The sequence below is a fragment of the Azospirillum sp. FG154 genome, assembly GCF_057809575.1.
Map to the genome: position 1 here is coordinate 173969 of NZ_JBMDKF010000008.1, position 19832 is coordinate 193800.

Consider the following 19832-nt stretch of genomic DNA (forward strand, 5'->3'; position numbering starts at 1 on the left):
AACGCAAAAGGGGTCGTTTGATTACAGAATTACCCTTGGTAATACCACGCTTTACGCGCTGTTGAGGAAAGGAGAGGACAAATGCAAAAAGGCCCGCGAAGCGCGGACCTGTTGAGAATTACTCTCAGGAATTTTTAAATTTCAAAAGGAAAGTGGCGCGAGTGACGGGACTTGAACCCGCGGCCTCCGGCGTGACAGGCCGGCGCTCTAACCAACTGAGCTACACCCGCGCTGAGCGACTGTGGAATTCGGCTAACGCCTTGAGGCGCCTTCCGTTTTCCGAAGGCCGTCTGGCCCCCGTCGTTCGGTGGGCGGTTTTTAGACGCCAACCCCATCCCTGTCAATCACAAATTTGAAAAAACTTGCGGCTCTTGTTTTCCACATCCTGCGGCAATGGAGCGCGAGGCCGCTCAAGACAGGCTGTGCTCGGCCCGGCGCAACTCATCAAGCTTCTCGAACGCTTGGATCATGCCTTCGGACAAATCGCGATGGTCCACGGCGTCCGGGCCGCCGAATCGCGTCAGGGCGTCTTCCAACGCGCGCGCCAAATGTTCGGCCACATCCAGATGCCGTTGCTCCAACGCCAAATCCAGCGCGGCCAGGATGCGGTCTCCCAAGCGGCGTTCGTTCAAGGTCATGATTCCCCCCAGTCCCGGTTGTCTCGGCGTTGCAGAAGCCTATCAGAATCAGAGGCCCCGCGCCGAGGATTTGTGAATCAAAACGCTCCCTCTTCGGCTTGACGCGGGCGCCGGAGCGCTTTCGACCTCATCCGCCGCGTGCCATACTGCGGGCATGCGACAGCCCCCTCCCTCCCCCGCCGCCCGTTTCCCATTCGGCCCGCGCTGGCGGCGCCTCGCCGTCGCGCTCTGTCTCGCGGTCGTCGCGCCCGGCATGGCCAACGCGGCCGCCAATGTGTCGGCCGGGCAAGCTGAAGCGAAGGAGGTCGCCAAATCACAGGGAAACTGCACGCCCGCCAAGGTTGACGTCATGCGCTACGCCCCTGGACGGGAAGGGAACACGGTGTTCAAAGTCGGCTGTTCGGAAGACAAGGACGCCTTCGTCCTGGTTCAATGCCGTTCGCGGATTTGCGCGCTGCTCCGATAGGGCCATTTAGGGGTTGTTAATCACGTTGGCGCGCAATGCCAGGGTTGGAGAAGGAATCGGCGCCCGACGCCGGAAAACCGCCACGCACGTCACGGATCGGGATGAGCAGGATGAAAACCGCAACGACGCGAGGCCGACGCCAGCCGGTGTGGATGGCGGTTTTGCTGGCGTCCTGGCTGGCGCAGAGCGGTTGCACCGCGACTCAACTGACCGGCGCGGCGGTTGGCGTCGATATGGTCAGCTTGAACGCCACCAAAAAGACCATTGGCGATCATGTGGCGTCCGGCATCACCGGACAGGATTGCTCGATCATCAGCCTGACGGAGACGGGAACCTATTGCCCGGAAAAGCTCGTGGTTGACCGCTCGCGGCTCTATTGCTACCGGACCTTGGCCGATGTGGAGTGTCACCACATCCCCGACCCCTACAAGAACGGTTACACCGCGCTCGCCAGCCCGCCGCCGGACCTCAAGCCCGCCGCGCCCAAGGCCAAGGGCTGGTTTGACGATTGAGCCGCGACCCGACGCGGGGATGGGCGTTTCAAAGGGCGAATCAGCGGATTTTCTTGGCGACGAAGGCCTTGGCGATGGCCATCATCGCCTTTTCGTGATTGGGACCGCCAGCGGCGGCGGCTCCCGTCGGGCGCGGCGCGGAATCGAGCGGAGCCGCGCCGCCGGACGGCGTCCCGCCATCCCGGTCCCCCGGCTCTCGTCCCAATTGATTCAGCACATTTTCCAAAGCGTCCCGGCTCAAGCCCGAGGCGGACGGACGCGCGCCGCCCGCCGCCGCGCCCGCGCGCGCGCGCGACGGCGCGGCGGATTGTGGACGCGCCGCCCGCTCGATGGCGGCGGCGACGATGGCTTTGAGAAAGGGTTGCGCCATGCCACGCAGCAAATCGGGGTCGGTCGCGGCCCAGCCCATCAAAATCTTCTGCGCCAGCGCCCGGCTGCCCTTCGACGCCAGGATCGCTTCGCGCACTTTGCCGTCAACGTAGGAATTGCTCATCGCCCGCGCGCCCTTGACACAGCCGCGACCAAGACGTCGGGGCCGAGTTCGACTGTCGATCCACATCGGTTAACAAAGTGTTGCGATGAACTAATCGTTGCCCGTCGGCGCCCGCGCGGCGATAGTGGCGGACATGCTGATCGAAACCTTCGCCGATCTGATTTGTCCGTGGTGCTACATCGGCAAGAACCGATTGGCGCGCGCGTTGGAATTGCGGCCTGGGCTTCGCCCCAACATCCGCTGGCAGCCGTTTCAGCTCAACCCGGACATGCCGCCGGGCGGAATGGCCCGTTCCGATTATCTGGCGCTGAAGTTCGGCGGACCGGAGCGGGCGCGGCAAATTTACCGCATGGTTGAGGACACCGCCGAACGCGACGGGCTGCCGCTGGCGCTCGACCGCATACGCCGCACGCCCAACAGCTTTGACGCGCACCGGGCGATTCGCATCGCCGGGCGGCATGGCCAGGGCAACGCCATGGCCGACGCCCTGTTCGCCGCCTATTTCGTCCAGGGGTTGGACATCAGCGATCACGATGTTCTGGCCGCCACCGCCACCGCCGTTGGACTGGACGCGACGGAAACCAAACAACAACTGGCCACCGACGCGGAAAGCGCGGCGGTCCAGTCCGCCGACGCGCTGGCCCGCCAGATGGGATTGCAGGCGGTTCCCTGCTACATCTTTGATCGGCGCTACGCGCTGTCGGGCGCGCAAGAACCGGCCAGTTTCCTGCCGCTGCTTGATCTTGGCGTGGATGATTCGGAAAATCTGTCGGTGGTGAACGGCTGAATCGGTCGCTGGTAAGACCCGCCCCGCCGACCCATTACGCCCGCTTGTCCCAGCCGCCGCGTTCGTTTTGCTGCCAGTAGGTCAAGGCGTGACCGGCGGCCTTGCAGGCTTTCCAACGGGCGCGCGCCGCCAGCACCGCGTCCTCGTCGTTGCCGTCGAACAGGTCGCAGACCAGATCGAAGCCGTCCATCCGGTCGCTGACCGATCCATCGACCACCACCAGCACGGTGGCGTTGTTCGGATTCTCATCCTCCGCCGTCAGCCAGATCGGCTGTTTGTCGGCGAAGCCGTCGCGGGCGGCGCCGTGCGGCAGGAACGAATTGGGATCGTAGGTCCACAAAAGCTGATTGAGCGCGTCCACCCGCTCCGCCGAGGCGGCCAGCACCACGGCCCGCCAATTGCGCTCCAAAACCTTTTCCAGGATCTTGGGCAGCGCCTGTTCCAGCCTGCGGCGTTGCAGATGGTAAAAGCGGACTTCGGTCATCGTGGAATGGTCGCGTTCTCGCATCGTCAACGAAACGCCCCGCCGCCAGAGTCACCGGCGGCGAGGCGCTCCATCATCTCACGATCTCAGCCCCCGTGGAATCAGGCTGCGTGACATCAGGCTTCGTGGAAATCGGCGACGAAGCGATCGAGCAGACGCACGCCGAAGGCCGACGCGCCCTTCGGCACCGTGGCGCCGTCCTTCTTCGCCCAGGCCACGCCCGCGATGTCGATGTGCGCCCACGGCACGTCGTTGACGAAGCGCTTGAGGAACTGCGCGCCGACGATGCTGCCGGCCCCGCCGCCCGACCCGACATTCTTCATGTCGGCGGCGGGGGTTTCGATTTCCTTGTCATAGGCGTCGTTCATCGGCAGACGCCACAGCGGCTGACCGACCTTCAGACCGGCGGCGGTCAGATTCTGCGCCAGCTCGTCGTTGTTGGCGAACAGACCGGCGTGCTCATGGCCCAGCGCGACGATGATCGCGCCGGTCAGGGTGGCGAGGTCGATCATCAGCTTGGGCTTGAAGACGTCCTGCGCGTACCACAGGCAATCGGCCAGCACCAGACGGCCTTCGGCGTCGGTGTTGATGACCTCGATGGTCTGGCCCGACAGCGAGGTGACGATGTCGCCGGGGCGCTGCGCCGTGCCGGACGGCATGTTTTCCACCAGACCGACGATGCCGACGGCGTTGACCTTGGCCTTGCGGGCGGCCAGCGCGTGCATCGTGCCGATGACGGTCGCCGAACCGCCCATGTCCCACTTCATGTCCTCCATCCCGGCGGCGCCCTTGATGGAGATGCCGCCGGTGTCGAAGGTCACGCCCTTGCCGATGAAGGCCAGCGGGCGCTGGTCCTCGCCGTCGCCGTTGCCGTTGTAGCGCATGACGACGACGCGCGCCTCGTGCGCGCTGCCCTGGGCCACGCCCAGCAGAGCGCCCATGCCCAGCTTGCGCAGCTTCTTCGGTTCCAGAATCTCGACCTCGACGCCCAGATCCTCCAGCGCCTTGGTCCGGTCGGCGAGGCTTTCCGGGTAGATGACGTTCGCCGGTTCCGACACCAGATCGCGGGTGAAGAACACCGCGTCGGCCAGCGTGTCGAGTTTGGCGAAGGCCTTTTTGGCCTCGTCCGCGCCGTCGGCCAGCAGCGTCAGCTTGCCCAGCGACGGCTTCGGCTCCTTCTTCTCGGCCTTCTTGTCGTTGGTCTTGTATTTGTCGAACTTGTAGGAGCGCAGACGCGCGCCAAAGGCGATCTCGGCGGCGGCGACCGCGCCGGTCAGCGCCGCGCTCTCCGGCAGATCGACCAGCACCGACGCCTCGTCGCCCGCCTTGTCCAGCGTGACGAACAGCGTGCCGCCGACCGATTGCAGGGTCAGGTCGGTGATTTCCTCGGCCTTGCCGACGCCGACCAGCAACACGCGCTCCAGCTCGACCCCCGACGGGGCCAGCAGGGTCAGCGTCTCATCCTTCTTGCCGGTGAAGCGGGCGGCGGCCATGGCGCGGGCGAGCGCCCCGCCGGTCTTCTGGTCCAACTCCTGCCCGAGCGCGCCGAGGCTGCGGTCGGTGGCGACGGTGACGGCGAGGATGCCGGGCTTGCCCAGCGCCGACGACAAGGACGGCTTCGCGAAGGAGAACTTCATGTGGTCCTCTTGAAATGACCCGACGCCGCCGACGGCGGTCGGAAGGAAGACGGCGCCGACGGCGCCCGGAGGAAAATGGCGGGTGAAACCCTAACCCAGCGATAAAGGCCGCGCCACCCCGCCTGTCAAGGTCGGGGGCGGAGATTGGATTCGTTCTGCGCCGCCATGCCCCCTCCCCAGCCCTCCCCCGCTTCGCGGGCTACGGCATTCACACATCTTCGGTTTAGGCAACTCATTGGAAGAAAAAGAACTTTTCTCCGTCATTCCCGCGAAGGCGGGAATCCAGACTTACCCATAGGGTTCGTCTGGCAAACTCTGGATCCCCGCCTGCGCGGGGATGACGGAAAATCTGTTTTATTTCAATTGGTTGCAGAAAGAAAAAGATGTGTGCATCCAGTAGGCTTCGCGGGAGAGGGAGCATGAGAAAGCGGTGAGGCAGTCCCCTCTCCCGCGTTCGCGGGGGAGGGTTAGGGAGGGGGCCAACCGGAGCGCGGCTCAAACCACAAACCGCTCAGGCGTCGGTCGCCGTCGCGATGTCTTGCGGATCGACCTCGCCCAATTCGGCGCCGTCCAGATTGGCGGTTTCCCCATCATCCGCCGTTTCAGCCGCGACCTCCTCGGCCTTCCGGTCGAGAACGGCGGCGAAGAAGCCGTCGGTGTCGTGGCGGGCCGGGGTCAGGCGCAGATAGGGGCCGTCGCAGGGAACCGGGCCGAACCCCTCTTCCGCCCACACCTCGGCCACCGGCTTGACGGTGAATTCCGGGTGGGTTTCCAGGAAATGGGCGATCTGCCCCTCATTTTCGTCGAACAGCATGGAGCAGGTGGCGTAGACCAAGCGCCCGCCCGGCTTCACCAGCCGCGCGGCGCTGTCGAGGATGTTGGCCTGCAACGGCACCAGCTCGCTCAGGCCCGGCCCGAGTTGCCGCCAACGGCTGTCCGGGTTGCGCCGCCAGGTGCCGGTGCCGGAGCACGGCGCGTCCACCAGAACGCGGTCGAACTTGCGTTTATGGCGCTTCACCCAGGGATCGCGCTCGCTGGTCAGCGGGTGCGCCTCGATGTTGTGCAGACCGGCGCGGCGGAACCGCTCGGCGGCGCGCTTCAGGCGACCGGCCAGCACGTCGCAGGCGACGACGCGGCCCTTGTTCTTCATCATGGCGGCGATGGCCAGCGTCTTGCCGCCCGCGCCCGCGCAGAAATCGACCACCTGATGGCCGGGCTTCGGAGCCACCGCCAGCGCGACGAGTTGCGAGCCTTCGTCCTGGATTTCGACCAGACCGTCCTTGAACGCCTCAACCGAACCCAGCGGCGGACGGCCCTTGACCCGCAGGCCGAACGGCGACCATTGCGTGGTTTCGGCGACGATCTGCGCCTTGGCCAGCGCCTTGATGGCGCTCGCCTGGTTGGCCTTCAGCGGGTTGATCCGCAGGTCGAGCGGCGCGGCGTCGAGCAGTTTTTCCATCTCCACCGCGAAACGGTCGCCCAGCGAGGCGCGGATCGGACCCTCGGCCCAATCCGGGCATTCGACGCGCACCGCTTCGGGCATCTCGGGATGCTCCAGCGTGTGGGTGTCGAGCGCGCCGACCAGCGCCAATTCGTTTTCCGTCATCCGTTCCGGCGCGAATTTGCCGCCGCTGAACATCTCCAGCACGACGCCCGCGTTGCGGCGCTCTTCCAGCAGGGCATAGGCCAGCGTGCGGGCGCGCGGCGTCGGGCGATGCCCGGCGCGTTCGATCCACCAGCTCAGCCGCGCGTGACGCCGCAGGATCGCGTAGGTGGTCTGCGCGACGTTGCTGCGGTCCTTCGAGCCAATGTAGCGACGGTTGCGGAAATACGCGCTCATCACCGCGTCGGCGGGGCGGGCGATCTCGTCGATCTCGGTCAACAGCTCGATGACCGCCTGAAGGCGGGCGGCGGGTGTCATGGTGGCGGAATCCTTCGGGGGGCAAATGCGGCGGACGCAAAACGGCGTCGGCCCACCCTGTCGATACCGCGTTTTACGGTCGCTTGTCACGTCTTGCGCGCGGCGGCGGCGGGCGGGGCCGCCATGACGGGCCGTGACATCGGCGCGCGGGGGACGGAACCAGGGCAAACAGCCGTTGACGCTGCCGACGCCGCTCGGCACAAACGGGCCGGGGATGTGACTTTGGCGTGACAAGCCGTGACGCGCCCCAAGAGTTTTGAAACAGCGCGTCTTGGGCAAGGGGTGGCGTGATGGCGGTTGCGGGCTGGACGGCGGCGCATGAAGCGGCGGCGCGTGAAGCGATGGGGCGCGGGATCGGGCGCGCGGTTGGGTTGGGCGCGGCCTTGGCCCTGGCGGCCTGCGCCGGAACCACGCCCACGGCCCACCTGCCGGGCGGCGGCAAGCGGCCCTATGTCAGCCCCGAACAGATCGCGCCGGATTTCCGGGGGCTGGCCGGTTGGGGCGAAGACGACCACGCCGAAGCCCTGCCCGCCGTGCAACGCACCTGCGGTTGGGTGAAAAACCAGCCGCCGGGCAAGCCGCTGGGGGCGAACCGCGCCGCCGGAACCACCGACGATTGGCGCGCCATCTGCGCCGCCGCCAACCGTCTGCCGTCCAACGACCCGGAAGCCGCCCGCCTGTTCTTCGAGGCGAACTTCACCCCGGTGACGCTGGGCGCGGGGCAGGAGGGGCTGTTCACCGGCTATTACGAAAGCGAATTGCGCGGAAGCTGGACGCGCAGCGAGCGTTTCAACACCCCGCTGTACCGCAGACCCAACCAAGGCTCCCTGCCCTCGCGCGCGCGCATCACCAGCGGCGCGTTGAAGGGCCGGGGGCTGGAACTGTTGTGGGTGGACGATCCCATCGACGCCTTTTTCCTGGAAATCCAGGGATCGGGCCGGGTGCGGATGACCGACGGCTCCTACGTCGGCCTCAGCTATGGCGGGCAGAACGGCCACAGCTATTACCCGATTGGCCGCCACATCATCGACCGGGGCGACGCCACGCCGGACCAGATGTCGCTGCAACTGATCCGCCGCTGGCTGAAGGAGCATCCGGGCGAGGCCAACGACGTGATGAACCTCAACCCCTCCTACGTCTTCTTCAAGCAGCGGACGGACGGCGGACCACGCGGCGCCCGCAACATGGAGCTGACGCCGGGCCGCAGTCTGGCGGTGGACGTCGATCATGTGCCGTTGGGCGTGCCCTTGTGGCTGGAGGTGCGCGAGGCCCCGGTGCCGGGCGGCGGTTTCAAACGGCTGGTGCTGGCGCAGGACACCGGCGGCGCCATCAAGGGGGCGGTGCGCGGCGATCTGTTCTGGGGCGCCGGGGCGGAGGCCGAAGAGGGCGCCGGGGTGATGAAGGCGCGCGGGCGCTTCACCATGCTGGCCCCGCGCAACGCGGCGTTCCAGACGGCCCAGGCTCAAACCAAGTAAATGCGGCTGGTCCGTCTGACCGATCTGGCCGACCAAGAATCGGCGTTGGCGGCGTTGGAGGCGATCTTTTTCGCCTCCACCACCCGCACGGACTTCGCCAGCGTGGAAGAGCGCGCCGCCTTTCTGGCGACCTGGACCGGCTGGTTCGTCGCCCACGCCCCCGCCGATCTGTGGTTCGCGCTGGCTGAGGACGGGACCATCACCGGCTATCTGACCGGCTGCAAGGACAGCGCCGGGGCGACGCCGCTCGACCGGACCATCCCGAAATACGAGGTCTTCGCCGATCATTTCGCCGCCTACCCGGCGCATTTCCACGTCAATGTCCGGCCCGGCTGGCGCGACCGGGGAATCGGGCGTCTGTTGGTGGACCGCTTCGCCGAGGATTGCCGGGCCGACGGCTTGCCGGGTCTGCACCTCGTCACCGGGATTTTCGCCCGCAACGTCGCCTTCTACCAGCGCGCCGGATTCACCGACGCCCTGCAACGCGGCCCGCTGCTGTTTTTGGGGCGGCGGCTGTGCTAACACGACCATAGAAGGTCTGCGTCGCTTTCCCCCTCCCTACCCCTCCCCCGCTCGCGCGGGAGAGGGAACTCCGCTGAACGCCGACAAAGCTCAAGGCCCCCTCTCCCGCGCAGCGGGGGAGGGTTGGGGAGGGGGCCATCCCGCCAACGCAAAAGCCCGCCCGAAAGCCCGCCGCATGACCCGCCCGCCCCTGCTCATCGAAAGCCCGCAGAACCCGCAATTCAAGCTGTGGGAATCGGCGTTGGACGGGCGCGGGTTGAAAAAGAACGGCAAATTCCTGCTGGCCGGATTGAAAACGGTGCCGGAGGCGCTGCGCCAGCGCCCCGACCGATTCGAGCGACTGCTGTTCACCGATCCCGCCCAGATCGCCGGGTGGCCGCTGCCGCCGGGGGTCGAGCCGGTGCGATTGGCCCCCGCCCTGTTCCGGGCGCTGGACGTGTCGGGAACCGGCTTCCCGCTGCTGGTCGGCGCCGTGCCGCGTTTCCCGATGATCGACCTGAGCCAGCCGCCGCAGGGGTTGGAACTGCTGTGCGCGCTGGGCGATCCCAGCAATCTGGGGGCCTTGCTGCGCAGCGCGGCGGCCTTCGGCGCGTCCCGCGTCGTGCTGCTGGAGGGCGCGGCGCACCCCTTCCACCCGAAATGCCTGCGGGCGGCGTCCAACGCGCAATTCTCGCTGACTCTGCTGCGCGGCCCGCGCTGGACCGAGGTCAACGCGGCGGCGGGACCGCTTTACGCGCTCGACGGCGGCGGCGCCGACCTGACCCGCTTCGACTGGCCGACCGATCTGCGGCTGATTTTAGGCGAAGAAGGCCAAGGCGTCCCGGCGGACTGCCCGGCGGTTCGCCTGTCGGTGCCGACCACGGGCAATGTGGAATCGCTCAACGCCACCGTGGCCGTCAGCGTCGCCCTGTTCGCGCGGTTCGCGGCGCTGCGATAAAAAGAAAATCCCTCCCCCGCGCTGGCGGGAGAGGGAGAGACAAACCATCAACGCAGACGGTCAACCCTGGCGGTAGTTGGGCGACTCGTTGGTGATGGTGATGTCGTGGACGTGGCTTTCGCGCAGGCCCGCGTTGGTGATGCGGACGAACTGGCACTTTTCGCGCATCTCGGCGATGGAGGCGCTGCCGGTGTAGCCCATGGCGGCGCGCAGGCCGCCGACCAACTGATGGATCACCGCCGACACCGGCCCCTTATAGGGAACGCGGCCTTCGACGCCTTCCGGCACCAGCTTCATGGTCGAAACTTCCTGCTGGAAGTAGCGATCCGCCGAGCCGCGCGCCATCGCGCCGACCGACCCCATGCCGCGATAGCTCTTGTAGGAACGGCCCTGGAACAGGATGACCTCGCCGGGGCTTTCGTCGGTGCCCGCGAACAGGCTGCCCAACATGGCGACGCTGGCGCCGCCCGCGATGGCCTTGGCCAGATCGCCCGAATATTTGATGCCGCCGTCGGCGATCACCGGAATCCCGTGCTTCTCGCACTCCTCCACCACGTCCATGACGGCGGTGAGTTGCGGCACGCCGACGCCCGCGATGATGCGGGTGGTGCAGATCGACCCCGGCCCGATGCCGACCTTGACGGCGTCGGCGCCCGCGTCGATCAACGCCTTGGCGGCCTCCGCCGTGGCGACGTTGCCGGCGATGACCTGGGTGTAGTTGGACATGGCGCGCGCGGCGCGCACCTGATCCAGCACCTTCAGCGAATGGCCGTGCGCGGTGTCCACCACCAGCACGTCCACGCCCGCGTCGAACAGAGCCTCGGCGCGGGCCAGACCGTCGTTGCCGGTGCCGGTGGCGGCGGCGACGCGCAGACGGCCACGGGCGTCCTTGCAGGCGTGCGGGTGGGCTTGCGCCTTTTCGATGTCCTTGACGGTCAACAGGCCGATGCAGCGGTAATCCTCGTCCACCACCAGCAGCTTTTCGATGCGGTGTTGGTGGAGCAGGCGCTTGCCCTCGTCCTGGCTGACGCCCTCGCGCACCGTGACCAGATCCTTGGTCATCAGCTCGCTGATCGGCTGGCGGGGGTCGTCGGCGAACCGCACGTCGCGGTTGGTCAGCATGCCGACCAGCTTGCCGACGCCGCGCGCGTCGCGGCTTTCGACCACCGGAATGCCGGAAATCTTGTGGTGGGCCATCAGGTCCAGCGCGTCGGACAGCATCGCGTCCGGCGTGATGGTGATCGGGTTGACCACCATGCCCGATTCGTACCGTTTGACCTTGCGGACCTCTTCGGCCTGCTGTTCAATGGTCAGGTTGCGGTGGACGACGCCCAGACCACCCGCCTGCGCCATGGCGATGGCGAGGTTGCTTTCCGTGACCGTGTCCATCGCGGACGAGATCAGCGGGATGCCCAGTTCGATGGTCTTGGTCAACCTTGTCCGGGTGTCCACATCGTTCGGCAGGACGGAGCTTTCGGCTGGAACCAAAAGGACGTCGTCGAAGGTCAGGGCTTCGCGAATTTTCGTGACGCGCGCCATGCTGTGGATCTCCCGCAAGAAAAACGTGGCGCACTATACACAAGCCCATGGGCTTGTGAAGCCGTGCGCACACTGCATCTGTTATGCAAAGGCGTGACGCCGCTCAGCGCGCGTCACGACCGCCATCCAGGCCCTCATCCTGGTCATCGTCCCCGCCCTGGTCCCGGTGATCGCTGGTCTTGACGCCCCGGAAGCCGGTGGCGACGACGTAGGTTTCCGAGGATTCCGCCCGGCTGGCCGCCGGTTTGGCGTGCTTGACCACGGCGAAGGCCTTCTTCATCCGGTCAAGCAGATCGCGTTCCGCCCCGCCCTGGAACAGCTTGGCGACGAACACGCCGCCCGGCGCCAGAACCTCTTCGGCGAAATCATAAGCCGCTTCGGCCAGACCGGCGATGCGCAGATGGTCGGTTTGCTGGTGGCCGGTGGTCGGGGCCGCCATGTCGCTCAACACGATGTCGGCGGGGCCGCCCAGCGCCTCTTTCAAACGAACCGAGGCGCTGTCCTCCAGGAAATCGGCCTGCATGGTGACGGCGCCGGGAACGGCGTCCATCGGCAGGATGTCCAGCCCGACGACCTTCCAACCCTCTTTGCTGGTTTGCACCTTCTCCACCGCAATCTGCGTCCAGCCGCCGGGGGCCGCCCCCAGATCGACCACCCGCTTGCCGGGCGCGAGAAAACGAAACTTCTCGTCAAGCTGCAACAGCTTGAAGGCCGCGCGCGAGCGGTAGCCGCGCTTCGTCGCCTCGACCACATAGGGGTCGTTGAGGTGACGCTCCAGCCAACGGGTGGAGGATTCCGACCGTTTGCCCGCCGTCTTGACACGCACCGTGGCTTGGCGCCCACCCGGACGCGACGACGGAGTCTTTTGCACCATAATGCTTCACTGCCCTTGGTTACTCGCCGGTGGCCCCGATCAGGTCCACCAGAATGCCTTCGCGCAAACCACGGTCGGCGATGCGCAGACGCTCGACCGGCCAGACGTCGCACAGCGCGTCCAGCACGGCGCAGCCCGCCACCACCAGATCGGCGCGGTCATAGCCGATGCAGGGATGACGCGCCCGACCGTCAAAGTCCAGCCCGACGAGATGTTCGATCACCGTGCGGGCGTGGTCGATGCGCAGATAGCTGCCGTCCACCGCCCGCCGGTCGTAACGCCCCAACCCCAGATGCACCCCGGCCAGCGTCGTCACCGTGCCGGACGTGCCGAGCATCTGCACCTGCCCGGCGGCGACGCGGTCCTGGATGCGGTTGCGCGCTTCGAACGGGGCGATGGCGTCGGCCACCGCGTCGATCATGCGGTTGTACATGGCGGGGGTGACGTCCGGCCCGCCGAACTCTTCGGTCAGGCCGATGACGCCGCAACGGATGGAGATTTGATCGAGGATGCGCGGCGGCCGCCCGTTTTCCAGCGCCAGCCACATCAACTCGGTCGATCCGCCGCCAATGTCGAAGACCAGCGCGTAGGGCGAGCCGCGCTCCAGCAGGGAGGCGCAACCGGCCAGCGCCAGACGCCCTTCCTCTTGGCTGGAGATGATTTCCAGAGCGATGCCGGTTTCCCGTTCCACCGCCGCGACGAATTCCGGGCAATTGACGGCGCGCCGACAGGCCTCGGTCCCCACCGCGCGGGCCGACGTGACGCCGCGCCGCTCGATCTTCGATCCGCAAACCCGCAACGCGGCGATGGTGCGCTCCATCGCCAGATCGGACAGCCGGTCGTTGCGGCTCAGCCCCTCGCCCAGACGCACGATGCGGGAAAAGGCGTCGATGACGCGAAAACCGCCGCCGGGGGCCGATTTGGCGATCAACAGGCGGCAATTGTTGGTGCCGAGATCCAGCGCGGCGAAAACCGGGCGCAGCAACGCGGGCGAACGCAACCGCCCGGTGTCGCTCTGCCGCTCGCTGTGCACCTGAAGAATCACGAACCCCGTCCCACCGCGCTTAAAGAGCGGAGCATAACCCGGATTGCGGTCCGGCGGGAACCCCCCATCCGGGATTTGCTCCCGGATGAAAGGAAACCGCCCTTTGGTCCGGGCCGGTTACTTGCCGGTGATGAAGGGGCAGGCGCTTTTTTCCAACGGCAAAAAGGCCTCCGCCGCCGGAATGCTGCGGACCTTGGTGTAATAGTCCCACGGGGCCTTGCTCTCCGCCGGGCTTTTCACCTGATAGAGCGACAGGTCGTAGAGGACGCGGCCATCCTTGCGGACGCTGCCCGGCGTGCCGAAATAGTCGGTCGGCATCGCCTTCATCGCCGCCGTCACCGGCTCCGCCTCCGTACCGCCCACCTGCTGAACCGCCTTCAGCCAATGGGTGGTGGCCAGATAGGTGTTCGCCTGCTCCTTGCTGGGCATCTTGCCGTGGCGATCAAAGAAGCGCTTGGACCAGGCCCGCGTCTTGTCGTTCTGGTCCCAATAGAAGCCCTCGGTCACATACAGCCCCTTGGCCAGTTCCAGACCCAGCGAATGGACGTCGGTGATGAAGACGATGTAGCCGACCATGCGCTGGCCACCGGCGATCAGGCCGAACTCGCCCGCCTGCTTGATCGCGCCGATGGTGTCGGCCCCGACGTTGGCCAGCGCCACCACCTTCGCCCCGCTGCCCTGGGCGCTCAGCAGGTAGGAACCGAAATCGCCGGCGCCGATGGGATGCTTGACGCCACCCAGCACGGTTCCGCCCGCCGCCTTGATCGCCTCGGTCGCCGCCTTTTCCATCGCCGTGCCAAAGGCGAAATCAGCGGTGATGAAGTACCAGGACGCGCCGCCCGCCTGCACCACCGCGCGGGTCGCCCCCACCGCCAGCGACGCCGTGTCGTCCGCCCAATGGATGGTGTAGGGCGAGCATTGGCCGTTCGTCAGTTCGGTGGTGGTCGCGGCGCTTATCATCAGCACCTTTTTCTTTTCACGCGCCACCGCCTGGACCGCCAGCGCCACCGACGACACCGGAATGTCCGTCACCATGTCCACGCCATCCACGTCGAACCAGCGGCGGACGATGTTCGACGCGACGTCCGGCTTGTTCTGCATGTCGGCGGCGATGACCTCGATGGGACGGTCCAGCACCTTGCCGCCGAAATCCTCCACCGCCATCTGGGTCGCCAGCGTCGCCCCCTTGCCGCCGATGTCCGACGCGAATCCCGCCTCGTCCACCAGAACGCCGATCTTGACCGGCTTGACGTTTTGCCCCCAGGCCATGGTCGCGCTGGTCGCCAGCAACGCCGCCGCCAGGGCGAAGGGCCGTATCGAAACGCTCAAGGATTCCTCCCACAGGATTTTTTGTCTTCCGAATTCCGGTCGCCGACGCCTCATCCCCGATATGATGGATTGATGAAACTATCAGCGAATACGAACAGTATCGTATGAAACCTTATCGCTGTCGAGCGCGTTCCAACCGTGGTTTTTGTCCGAACGGCGGCGCCAAAAAATCCACCACGCGCAAAAAGAAACCCCCGCAACGATGGCGGGGGTTTCAAAACGGCCATGGAAGGAACAAACACCAATCTGGTGAGCAAAACCTGTCAGTTCAATGAACCTTGAGCATCACGAGTCGAAATCTTCGACCGCATCAAGTAAGCGCCGGTGGAGTCATGATCTTACTCACCCTCCCTGGTTTCGGTATCACCATCAATCTCAAGACAAGACGCTTGAGAGACATCAGAAACACGAAATCCGTTTTCTTCACCTCGACGATTACTATAAGGCAGAGCCTGCGCCTGTTCTGGGAAACTGTCAAGACCGTGTCGGCGGCTCTTTTGACGATTTTTGACAACAAACCAAAGACAACAAAAAGAAACCCCCGCACGTTCGGCGGGGGTTTCTGTTGCGAGCATACGCAGCCCGCACGTCGGTCGCCATCAGGCGAAAGAATTTCAAATTGTCAGGGCCGAACAGATCGGCATGCTCAAGTAAGCGTCGGCGGAGTCATGATCTTACTCACCCTCCCTGGCTTCGGTTTGATCGATGGACGCCCAAGACAGACCGCTTGAGAGACACCAGAACCCCGGAAACCGTTTCAATCACCTCAGCGATTACTGTAAGACGAAGCGTGCTCCTGTTCGTTTGGAGTGTCAAGAGCCTCTGTGGCGACAAGCCCGCCGTCAATCGCCACGCGCTTGGATGGCGCGCCAAGTCGATGAAACGCGGATGGCGGAGGCTCCAACCGCCAAGCTCAAAGACCCAAACTGTCCGGCGGTCGGGTCGCGGCGTGGCGCTTGACCAGACTGTCCATCTCCTTGGCCCAGCCGCTGTAATTGCGGTGATACTCGGCCAAGGCCGGATCGTCGCGGGTCCGTTCGGCCAGCGCGTGGAGCAGCGGCGCCTGGAGCGCCGCCAACGCCGCCGCGTCAGGCCGCCGGGTGGCGGTGAGGAAGGAGGACAGGTTGGTGACGAGGTTGCCGCCGGTCGGCTTCGCCGCCAGCGTGGCGAGGCTGTCGAGAACCCAGGGCATGTATTTGAGGACATACGCGGCGTAGACCCGCATCACCGGAGCCTGTTCAATCAAATCGGCGCGCTCACGGTCGAAATCGCCCGGATCGACGATGGCGTGGTCGCGGTACACCTCCGGCGCCGCCGCCGAGGTGTCGCACTCCCACCCCTTGCGCGGGACCAGCAGATCGGCCTGATCCTTTTCCTCACGGTAGGGGTAGAAGGGCATGGTGCGGCAGCGCGACGGCTTGTCGGCGTGGATGCCGCACAGACGATCCGGTCCCAGCTCCGGGCAGGGGTAGGACGGCGGCAGATAGGCGGTCGGCGCGATCAGCACCGCCACCGTCTTGCGGTTGGGCAAGCGCACGGTCGTTCCCAAACGCCCGGTCAGGTCAAAGGATTTCGCCCCCGACCGCACCGGCGTCCACACCAACGCCAAGGGAAAGCGCCCGGCGTGGGCGATGGCGTCCTTCAGAGTCAGCGGCAACCAGCCATGGCAGCATTTGCCGCAAGCGGTGCAGGAAAAGCGCGGGGCCATGGCGGTTCTCGGTGGCGAGGATTCTCAAGGGCGTGGATCAGGCGCCGCAGCAGGTCTTGAACTTTTTGCCGGACCCGCAGGGGCACGGCTCGTTGCGCCCGACCTTGACGACTCGGCGGGGCGGATCCTTCGGGTTGACCACGCCGCTGACATAGAGCCAAGCCCCATCCTCGCGGCGGAAGCTGGCCCGCTCGTGGTGGCGCATCTCCTGCCCGTCGCGGCGGAAGCGGATGAGGAATTCGACGGTGGCGTCGTCGCCCTCCTCCGCCGTCTTCAGGATCTCCAGACGCTCCCACGCGCATTCGTCGGCGACCCGTTCAGCCTCGGCGCGGTTGAAATCGTCGCGGACCTCCGGCGCGTGGGTGCGCTCGACATGGTCCAGATCATGGCGGACGAAGGCGGTGTAGCGCGAGCGCATCACCGCTTCGGCGGTCAATCCCGGCGCGCCGCCCAGCAACGGGCCACAGCAATCCTCATAAGCGCGGGCGGAACCGCAAGGGCAATCGGTCATGGAACAGACGGTCCTCAAAAAGCACGAACAGAGCCGCCGCACTCTGTCATCTTTGGCCCGGCGAATCCATGCGACGGAAGCGGCGGCGCTTCCAAATCACCCGCAGACTCCGCAGGCCGCCGACGCCACCCGGTGGGGCGGCTTGATCGCGGGTTTGCGCGGCGGCCAGGGCGCGGCGGCGGTCGGGGCCGCGTCCTCCCCCTCCGGGCGCAGGGACGACAGGCGGTTTTCCGCTTCATCCCGCAAAGCGACGACGCCACGCCACGCGTCGGTTTGCAGCAGCCCGCGCCAATCGCAGCCGAACAGGCCGGAAATCAGCCAGCCGCACAGGATGACGACGACCAACTGTTCGGAAAAGCCGCCGGTCTTGATGATCGGCAAGGCGAAGGTGCGCCGCCGCTTCAACGGGTAGAGCAGCGGCAAGCCCGATGGCGACAGCAGATCCCCGGCCAGATGGGTCAGATAGCCCACGAGAAACGGCGCGCTGTAGGCTGCGTGGACGCCGCTTTCGGAAAACAACCAGGCGCAACCGGCCACAGCGAACAACGAATGAGTGATCCCCCGATGGCCGAACACCAGCGAGATCGGCACGGAGATCGGTTTCAGCCGACTGCCCAGGGTTGATTTCGGATGGTCGATGTCGGGGGCGAGCGACCCCAGAACCGCCAGACCGAGTCCCAGCGGGTCCAGCGGCGGCAAGCCATAACGGGCCGCCAGCCACGTCCAGGTCGCGGCGCCGACAATGATGTGTGAGGACGCCATCATCGCGCGCCGTCCCCCTTCGATGCCCGCACCCTGGAATCCTCTCCGCACTGCCTTCCACGCGCGTCATGGGCGCGGAAAACGGAGGGTAATCCTAGCATCGGAACGGAATCAGAACAACCATGCGCCGCGTGCGGCGCGCAAAAGAAAGGCCCCTCTCCCGCAATGGAAGAGGGGCCTTGACGCGTTTGTCGGCGCGCCGACGGTCGGCTTACGCCATGCCGTCGCTGCTCTTGGCGTAGCCCAGCGTCTTCAGGGCTTCGGCGATTTCCGGCAGGATGCCGGGATCGTCGATGGTGGCGGGCATCTTGTAATCGGCGCTGTCGGCGATCTTCTGCATGGTGCCGCGCAGGATCTTGCCCGAGCGGGTCTTGGGCAGACGCTCCACCACCAGGGCGCGCTTGAAGTCGGCGACCGGGCCAATCTGGTCGCGCACCAGTTGGACCACCTCCTTGACGATGTCCTCATGCGGGCGGGTGACGCCCGCCTTCAGGCAGACGAAGCCCAACGGCACCTGCCCCTTGAGATCGTCGGCCACGCCGATCACCGCGCATTCGGCGACGTCCTTGTGGCTGGACAGCACCTCTTCCATCGCGCCGGTGGACAGGCGATGGCCCGCCACGTTGATGATGTCGTCGGTGCGCGCCATCACATAGACATAGCCGTCGTCGTCGATGAAGCCCGCGTCGCCCGTCTGGTAGTAACCGGGGTAATCGGCCAGATAGGATGTCTTGAAACGCTCGTCGGCGTTCCACAGCGTCGGCAGCGTGCCGGGAGGCAACGGCAGCTTGACGCAGATGGCGCCGATGTCGCCGCGCGCCACTTCTTGCAGTTCGGCGTTCAGCACGCGGACGTCCCAACCCGGCATCGGGCGGGTGGCGGAGCCGTATTTGATCGGGAACAGATGGACGCCCAGCGGGTTGCCGGAAATCGCCCAGCCGGTTTCCGTCTGCCACCAATGGTCGATGACCGGAACCTTCAGATTGTCCTCGGCCCAATGCAGGGTGTCGGGATCCGACCGTTCGCCCGCCAGGAACAGGGCGCGGAAATGCGACAGATCATATTTCTTCAGCAGCAGCGCGTCGGGATCCTCACGCTTGATGGCGCGGAAGGCGGTCGGCGCGGTGAAGAGCGTGCCGACCTTGTGCTGTTCGATCACCCGCCAGAAGGTTCCGGCGTCGGGCGTGCCGACCGGCTTGCCTTCAAACACCAGGGTCGTCGCCCCGGTCAGCAGCGGCGCGTAAACGATGTAGGAATGGCCGACCACCCAACCCACGTCCGACGCCGCCCAATAGACCTCGCCCGGCTCGACGTTGTAGATGTTCTTCATCGTCCAGCGCAGCGCCACCGCGTGGCCGCCATTGTCGCGCACCACGCCCTTGGGCTGCCCCGTCGTGCCGGAGGTGTAGAGGATGTAGAGCGGATCGGTCGCCGCCACCGGCACGCAGGCCGCCGGTTCGGCGGTCTTCACCGCTTCGGCCCAATCGACGTCGCGCCCGGCGATCAACGTCGCGGTTTCCTGCGGGCGCTGGAGGACGATGACGCTCGACGGCTTGTGGTCGGCCTGCTCGATGGCGCTGTCGAGCATCGGCTTGTATTTGATGACGCGGTTGGTTTCGATGCCGCAAGAGGCCGACACGATGGCCTTGGGCGTCGAATCGTTGATGCGGGTCGCCAGTTCATGCGGGGCGAAGCCGCCGAACACCACCGAATGCACCGCGCCCAGACGCGCGCACGCCAGCATGGCGACGACCGATTGCGGGATCATCGGCATGTAGAGCAGAACGCGGTCGCCCTTGCTCACGCCCTGGTCGCGCAGCACCCCGGCGAAGCGCGCCACCTGATCCTGCAATTCGGCGTAGGTGATGGTCTGGACGGTCTGCGTCACCGGGCTGTCATAGATGATCGCCGCCTGCGCGCCCCGCCCGCCTTCGACATGGCGGTCCACGGCGTTGTAGCAGGTGTTCAGCTCGCCGCCGACGAACCAGCGGTAGAACGGCGCGGCGCTGTCGTCCAGCACCTTGTCCCACGGCTTGAACCAGGTGATCTCTTTGGCCGCGTCGCCCCAGAATCCTTCCGGATCCGACAGGGAACGGGCGTGCATGTCGTCGAAAGCGGCGGCTGTGCTTTGGCTCATCGGGGGCGTCCCTTATATTATAATTGGCTCGCATTTCCTCGCGAACGCGCAATGA

18 protein-coding genes and 1 tRNA gene are annotated in these 19832 nt (G+C 66.0%); 5 read left to right on the forward strand and 14 right to left on the reverse strand.

The window, feature by feature from the left end; genetic code table 11:
- Window positions 1–153: 153 nt before the first annotated feature.
- Together ACODS4_RS12085 and ACODS4_RS12090 are read right to left on the reverse strand one after the other, a co-directional pair.
- A tRNA-Asp gene (locus ACODS4_RS12085) sits at window positions 154–230 on the reverse strand.
- Between the two features lie 180 nt (window positions 231–410).
- Window positions 411–638, reverse strand: a complete 228-nt coding sequence (locus ACODS4_RS12090; RefSeq protein WP_488863890.1) for a hypothetical protein — start codon at window positions 636–638, stop codon at window positions 411–413.
- Window positions 639–1214: 576 nt separating this feature from the next.
- On the opposite strand from ACODS4_RS12090, the gene ACODS4_RS12095 reads away from it, so the two are divergent.
- A complete protein-coding gene (locus tag ACODS4_RS12095) occupies window positions 1215–1616 on the forward strand; it encodes a hypothetical protein (RefSeq protein WP_488863891.1) in 402 nt (133 codons plus the stop codon).
- A 40-nt stretch (window positions 1617–1656) separates the two neighbouring features.
- On the opposite strand, the gene ACODS4_RS12100 is transcribed toward ACODS4_RS12095, so the two are convergent.
- On the reverse strand, window positions 1657–2109 hold the full coding sequence (locus tag ACODS4_RS12100; protein WP_488863893.1) for a hypothetical protein: 453 nt from the start codon (window positions 2107–2109) through the stop codon (window positions 1657–1659).
- Between the two features lie 133 nt (window positions 2110–2242).
- Here ACODS4_RS12100 and ACODS4_RS12105 point away from each other — a divergent pair, with 133 nt between their 5' ends.
- Entirely contained in the window at window positions 2243–2896 is a 654-nt protein-coding gene (locus ACODS4_RS12105; RefSeq protein WP_488863895.1) for a DsbA family oxidoreductase, read from the forward strand.
- Between the two features lie 34 nt (window positions 2897–2930).
- Here ACODS4_RS12105 and ACODS4_RS12110 read toward each other — a convergent pair whose 3' ends face one another.
- The 3 genes from ACODS4_RS12110 to ACODS4_RS12120 form a co-directional block, all read right to left on the reverse strand.
- Complete coding sequence (locus tag ACODS4_RS12110) at window positions 2931–3380, reverse strand: DNA polymerase III subunit chi (RefSeq protein WP_488863897.1); 450 nt, start codon at window positions 3378–3380, stop codon at window positions 2931–2933.
- A gap of 116 nt (window positions 3381–3496) precedes the next feature.
- Window positions 3497–5017, reverse strand: a complete 1521-nt coding sequence (locus ACODS4_RS12115) for a leucyl aminopeptidase (protein WP_488863899.1) — start codon at window positions 5015–5017, stop codon at window positions 3497–3499.
- Between the two features lie 511 nt (window positions 5018–5528).
- Window positions 5529–6938 carry an RsmB/NOP family class I SAM-dependent RNA methyltransferase gene (locus ACODS4_RS12120; RefSeq protein WP_488863901.1) on the reverse strand — a complete coding sequence of 470 codons (1410 nt, stop codon included), beginning with the start codon at window positions 6936–6938 and terminating at the stop codon, window positions 5529–5531.
- 290 nt (window positions 6939–7228) lie between these two features.
- On the opposite strand from ACODS4_RS12120, the gene mltA reads away from it, so the two are divergent.
- From mltA to ACODS4_RS12135, 3 genes are all read left to right on the forward strand, one after another.
- Window positions 7229–8413 carry a murein transglycosylase A gene (mltA, locus tag ACODS4_RS12125; RefSeq protein WP_488863902.1) on the forward strand — a complete coding sequence of 395 codons (1185 nt, stop codon included), beginning with the start codon at window positions 7229–7231 and terminating at the stop codon, window positions 8411–8413.
- Entirely contained in the window at window positions 8414–8935 is a 522-nt protein-coding gene (locus tag ACODS4_RS12130; protein WP_488863904.1) for a GNAT family N-acetyltransferase, read from the forward strand.
- A 175-nt stretch (window positions 8936–9110) separates the two neighbouring features.
- A complete protein-coding gene (locus ACODS4_RS12135) occupies window positions 9111–9872 on the forward strand; it encodes a TrmH family RNA methyltransferase (protein WP_488863906.1) in 762 nt (253 codons plus the stop codon).
- Between the two features lie 60 nt (window positions 9873–9932).
- On the opposite strand, the gene guaB is transcribed toward ACODS4_RS12135, so the two are convergent.
- The 8 genes from guaB to ACODS4_RS12175 form a co-directional block, all read right to left on the reverse strand.
- Complete coding sequence (guaB, locus tag ACODS4_RS12140; RefSeq protein WP_488863908.1) at window positions 9933–11411, reverse strand: IMP dehydrogenase; 1479 nt, start codon at window positions 11409–11411, stop codon at window positions 9933–9935.
- A 103-nt stretch (window positions 11412–11514) separates the two neighbouring features.
- Window positions 11515–12285 carry an RlmE family RNA methyltransferase gene (locus tag ACODS4_RS12145; protein ID WP_488863910.1) on the reverse strand — a complete coding sequence of 257 codons (771 nt, stop codon included), beginning with the start codon at window positions 12283–12285 and terminating at the stop codon, window positions 11515–11517.
- A 19-nt stretch (window positions 12286–12304) separates the two neighbouring features.
- Window positions 12305–13330, reverse strand: a complete 1026-nt coding sequence (locus ACODS4_RS12150) for a Ppx/GppA phosphatase family protein (protein ID WP_488863912.1) — start codon at window positions 13328–13330, stop codon at window positions 12305–12307.
- A 117-nt stretch (window positions 13331–13447) separates the two neighbouring features.
- Window positions 13448–14659 carry an ABC transporter substrate-binding protein gene (locus tag ACODS4_RS12155; protein WP_488863914.1) on the reverse strand — a complete coding sequence of 404 codons (1212 nt, stop codon included), beginning with the start codon at window positions 14657–14659 and terminating at the stop codon, window positions 13448–13450.
- 913 nt (window positions 14660–15572) lie between these two features.
- Entirely contained in the window at window positions 15573–16367 is a 795-nt protein-coding gene (locus ACODS4_RS12160; RefSeq protein WP_488863916.1) for a YkgJ family cysteine cluster protein, read from the reverse strand.
- Between the two features lie 37 nt (window positions 16368–16404).
- On the reverse strand, window positions 16405–16878 hold the full coding sequence (locus tag ACODS4_RS12165; protein WP_488863918.1) for a YchJ family protein: 474 nt from the start codon (window positions 16876–16878) through the stop codon (window positions 16405–16407).
- 96 nt (window positions 16879–16974) lie between these two features.
- Window positions 16975–17643, reverse strand: coding sequence for a metal-dependent hydrolase (locus ACODS4_RS12170; RefSeq protein WP_488863920.1), 669 nt, complete (start codon window positions 17641–17643; stop codon window positions 16975–16977).
- 208 nt (window positions 17644–17851) lie between these two features.
- On the reverse strand, window positions 17852–19777 hold the full coding sequence (locus ACODS4_RS12175; protein WP_488863921.1) for a propionyl-CoA synthetase: 1926 nt from the start codon (window positions 19775–19777) through the stop codon (window positions 17852–17854).
- Window positions 19778–19832: the final 55 nt, after the last annotated feature.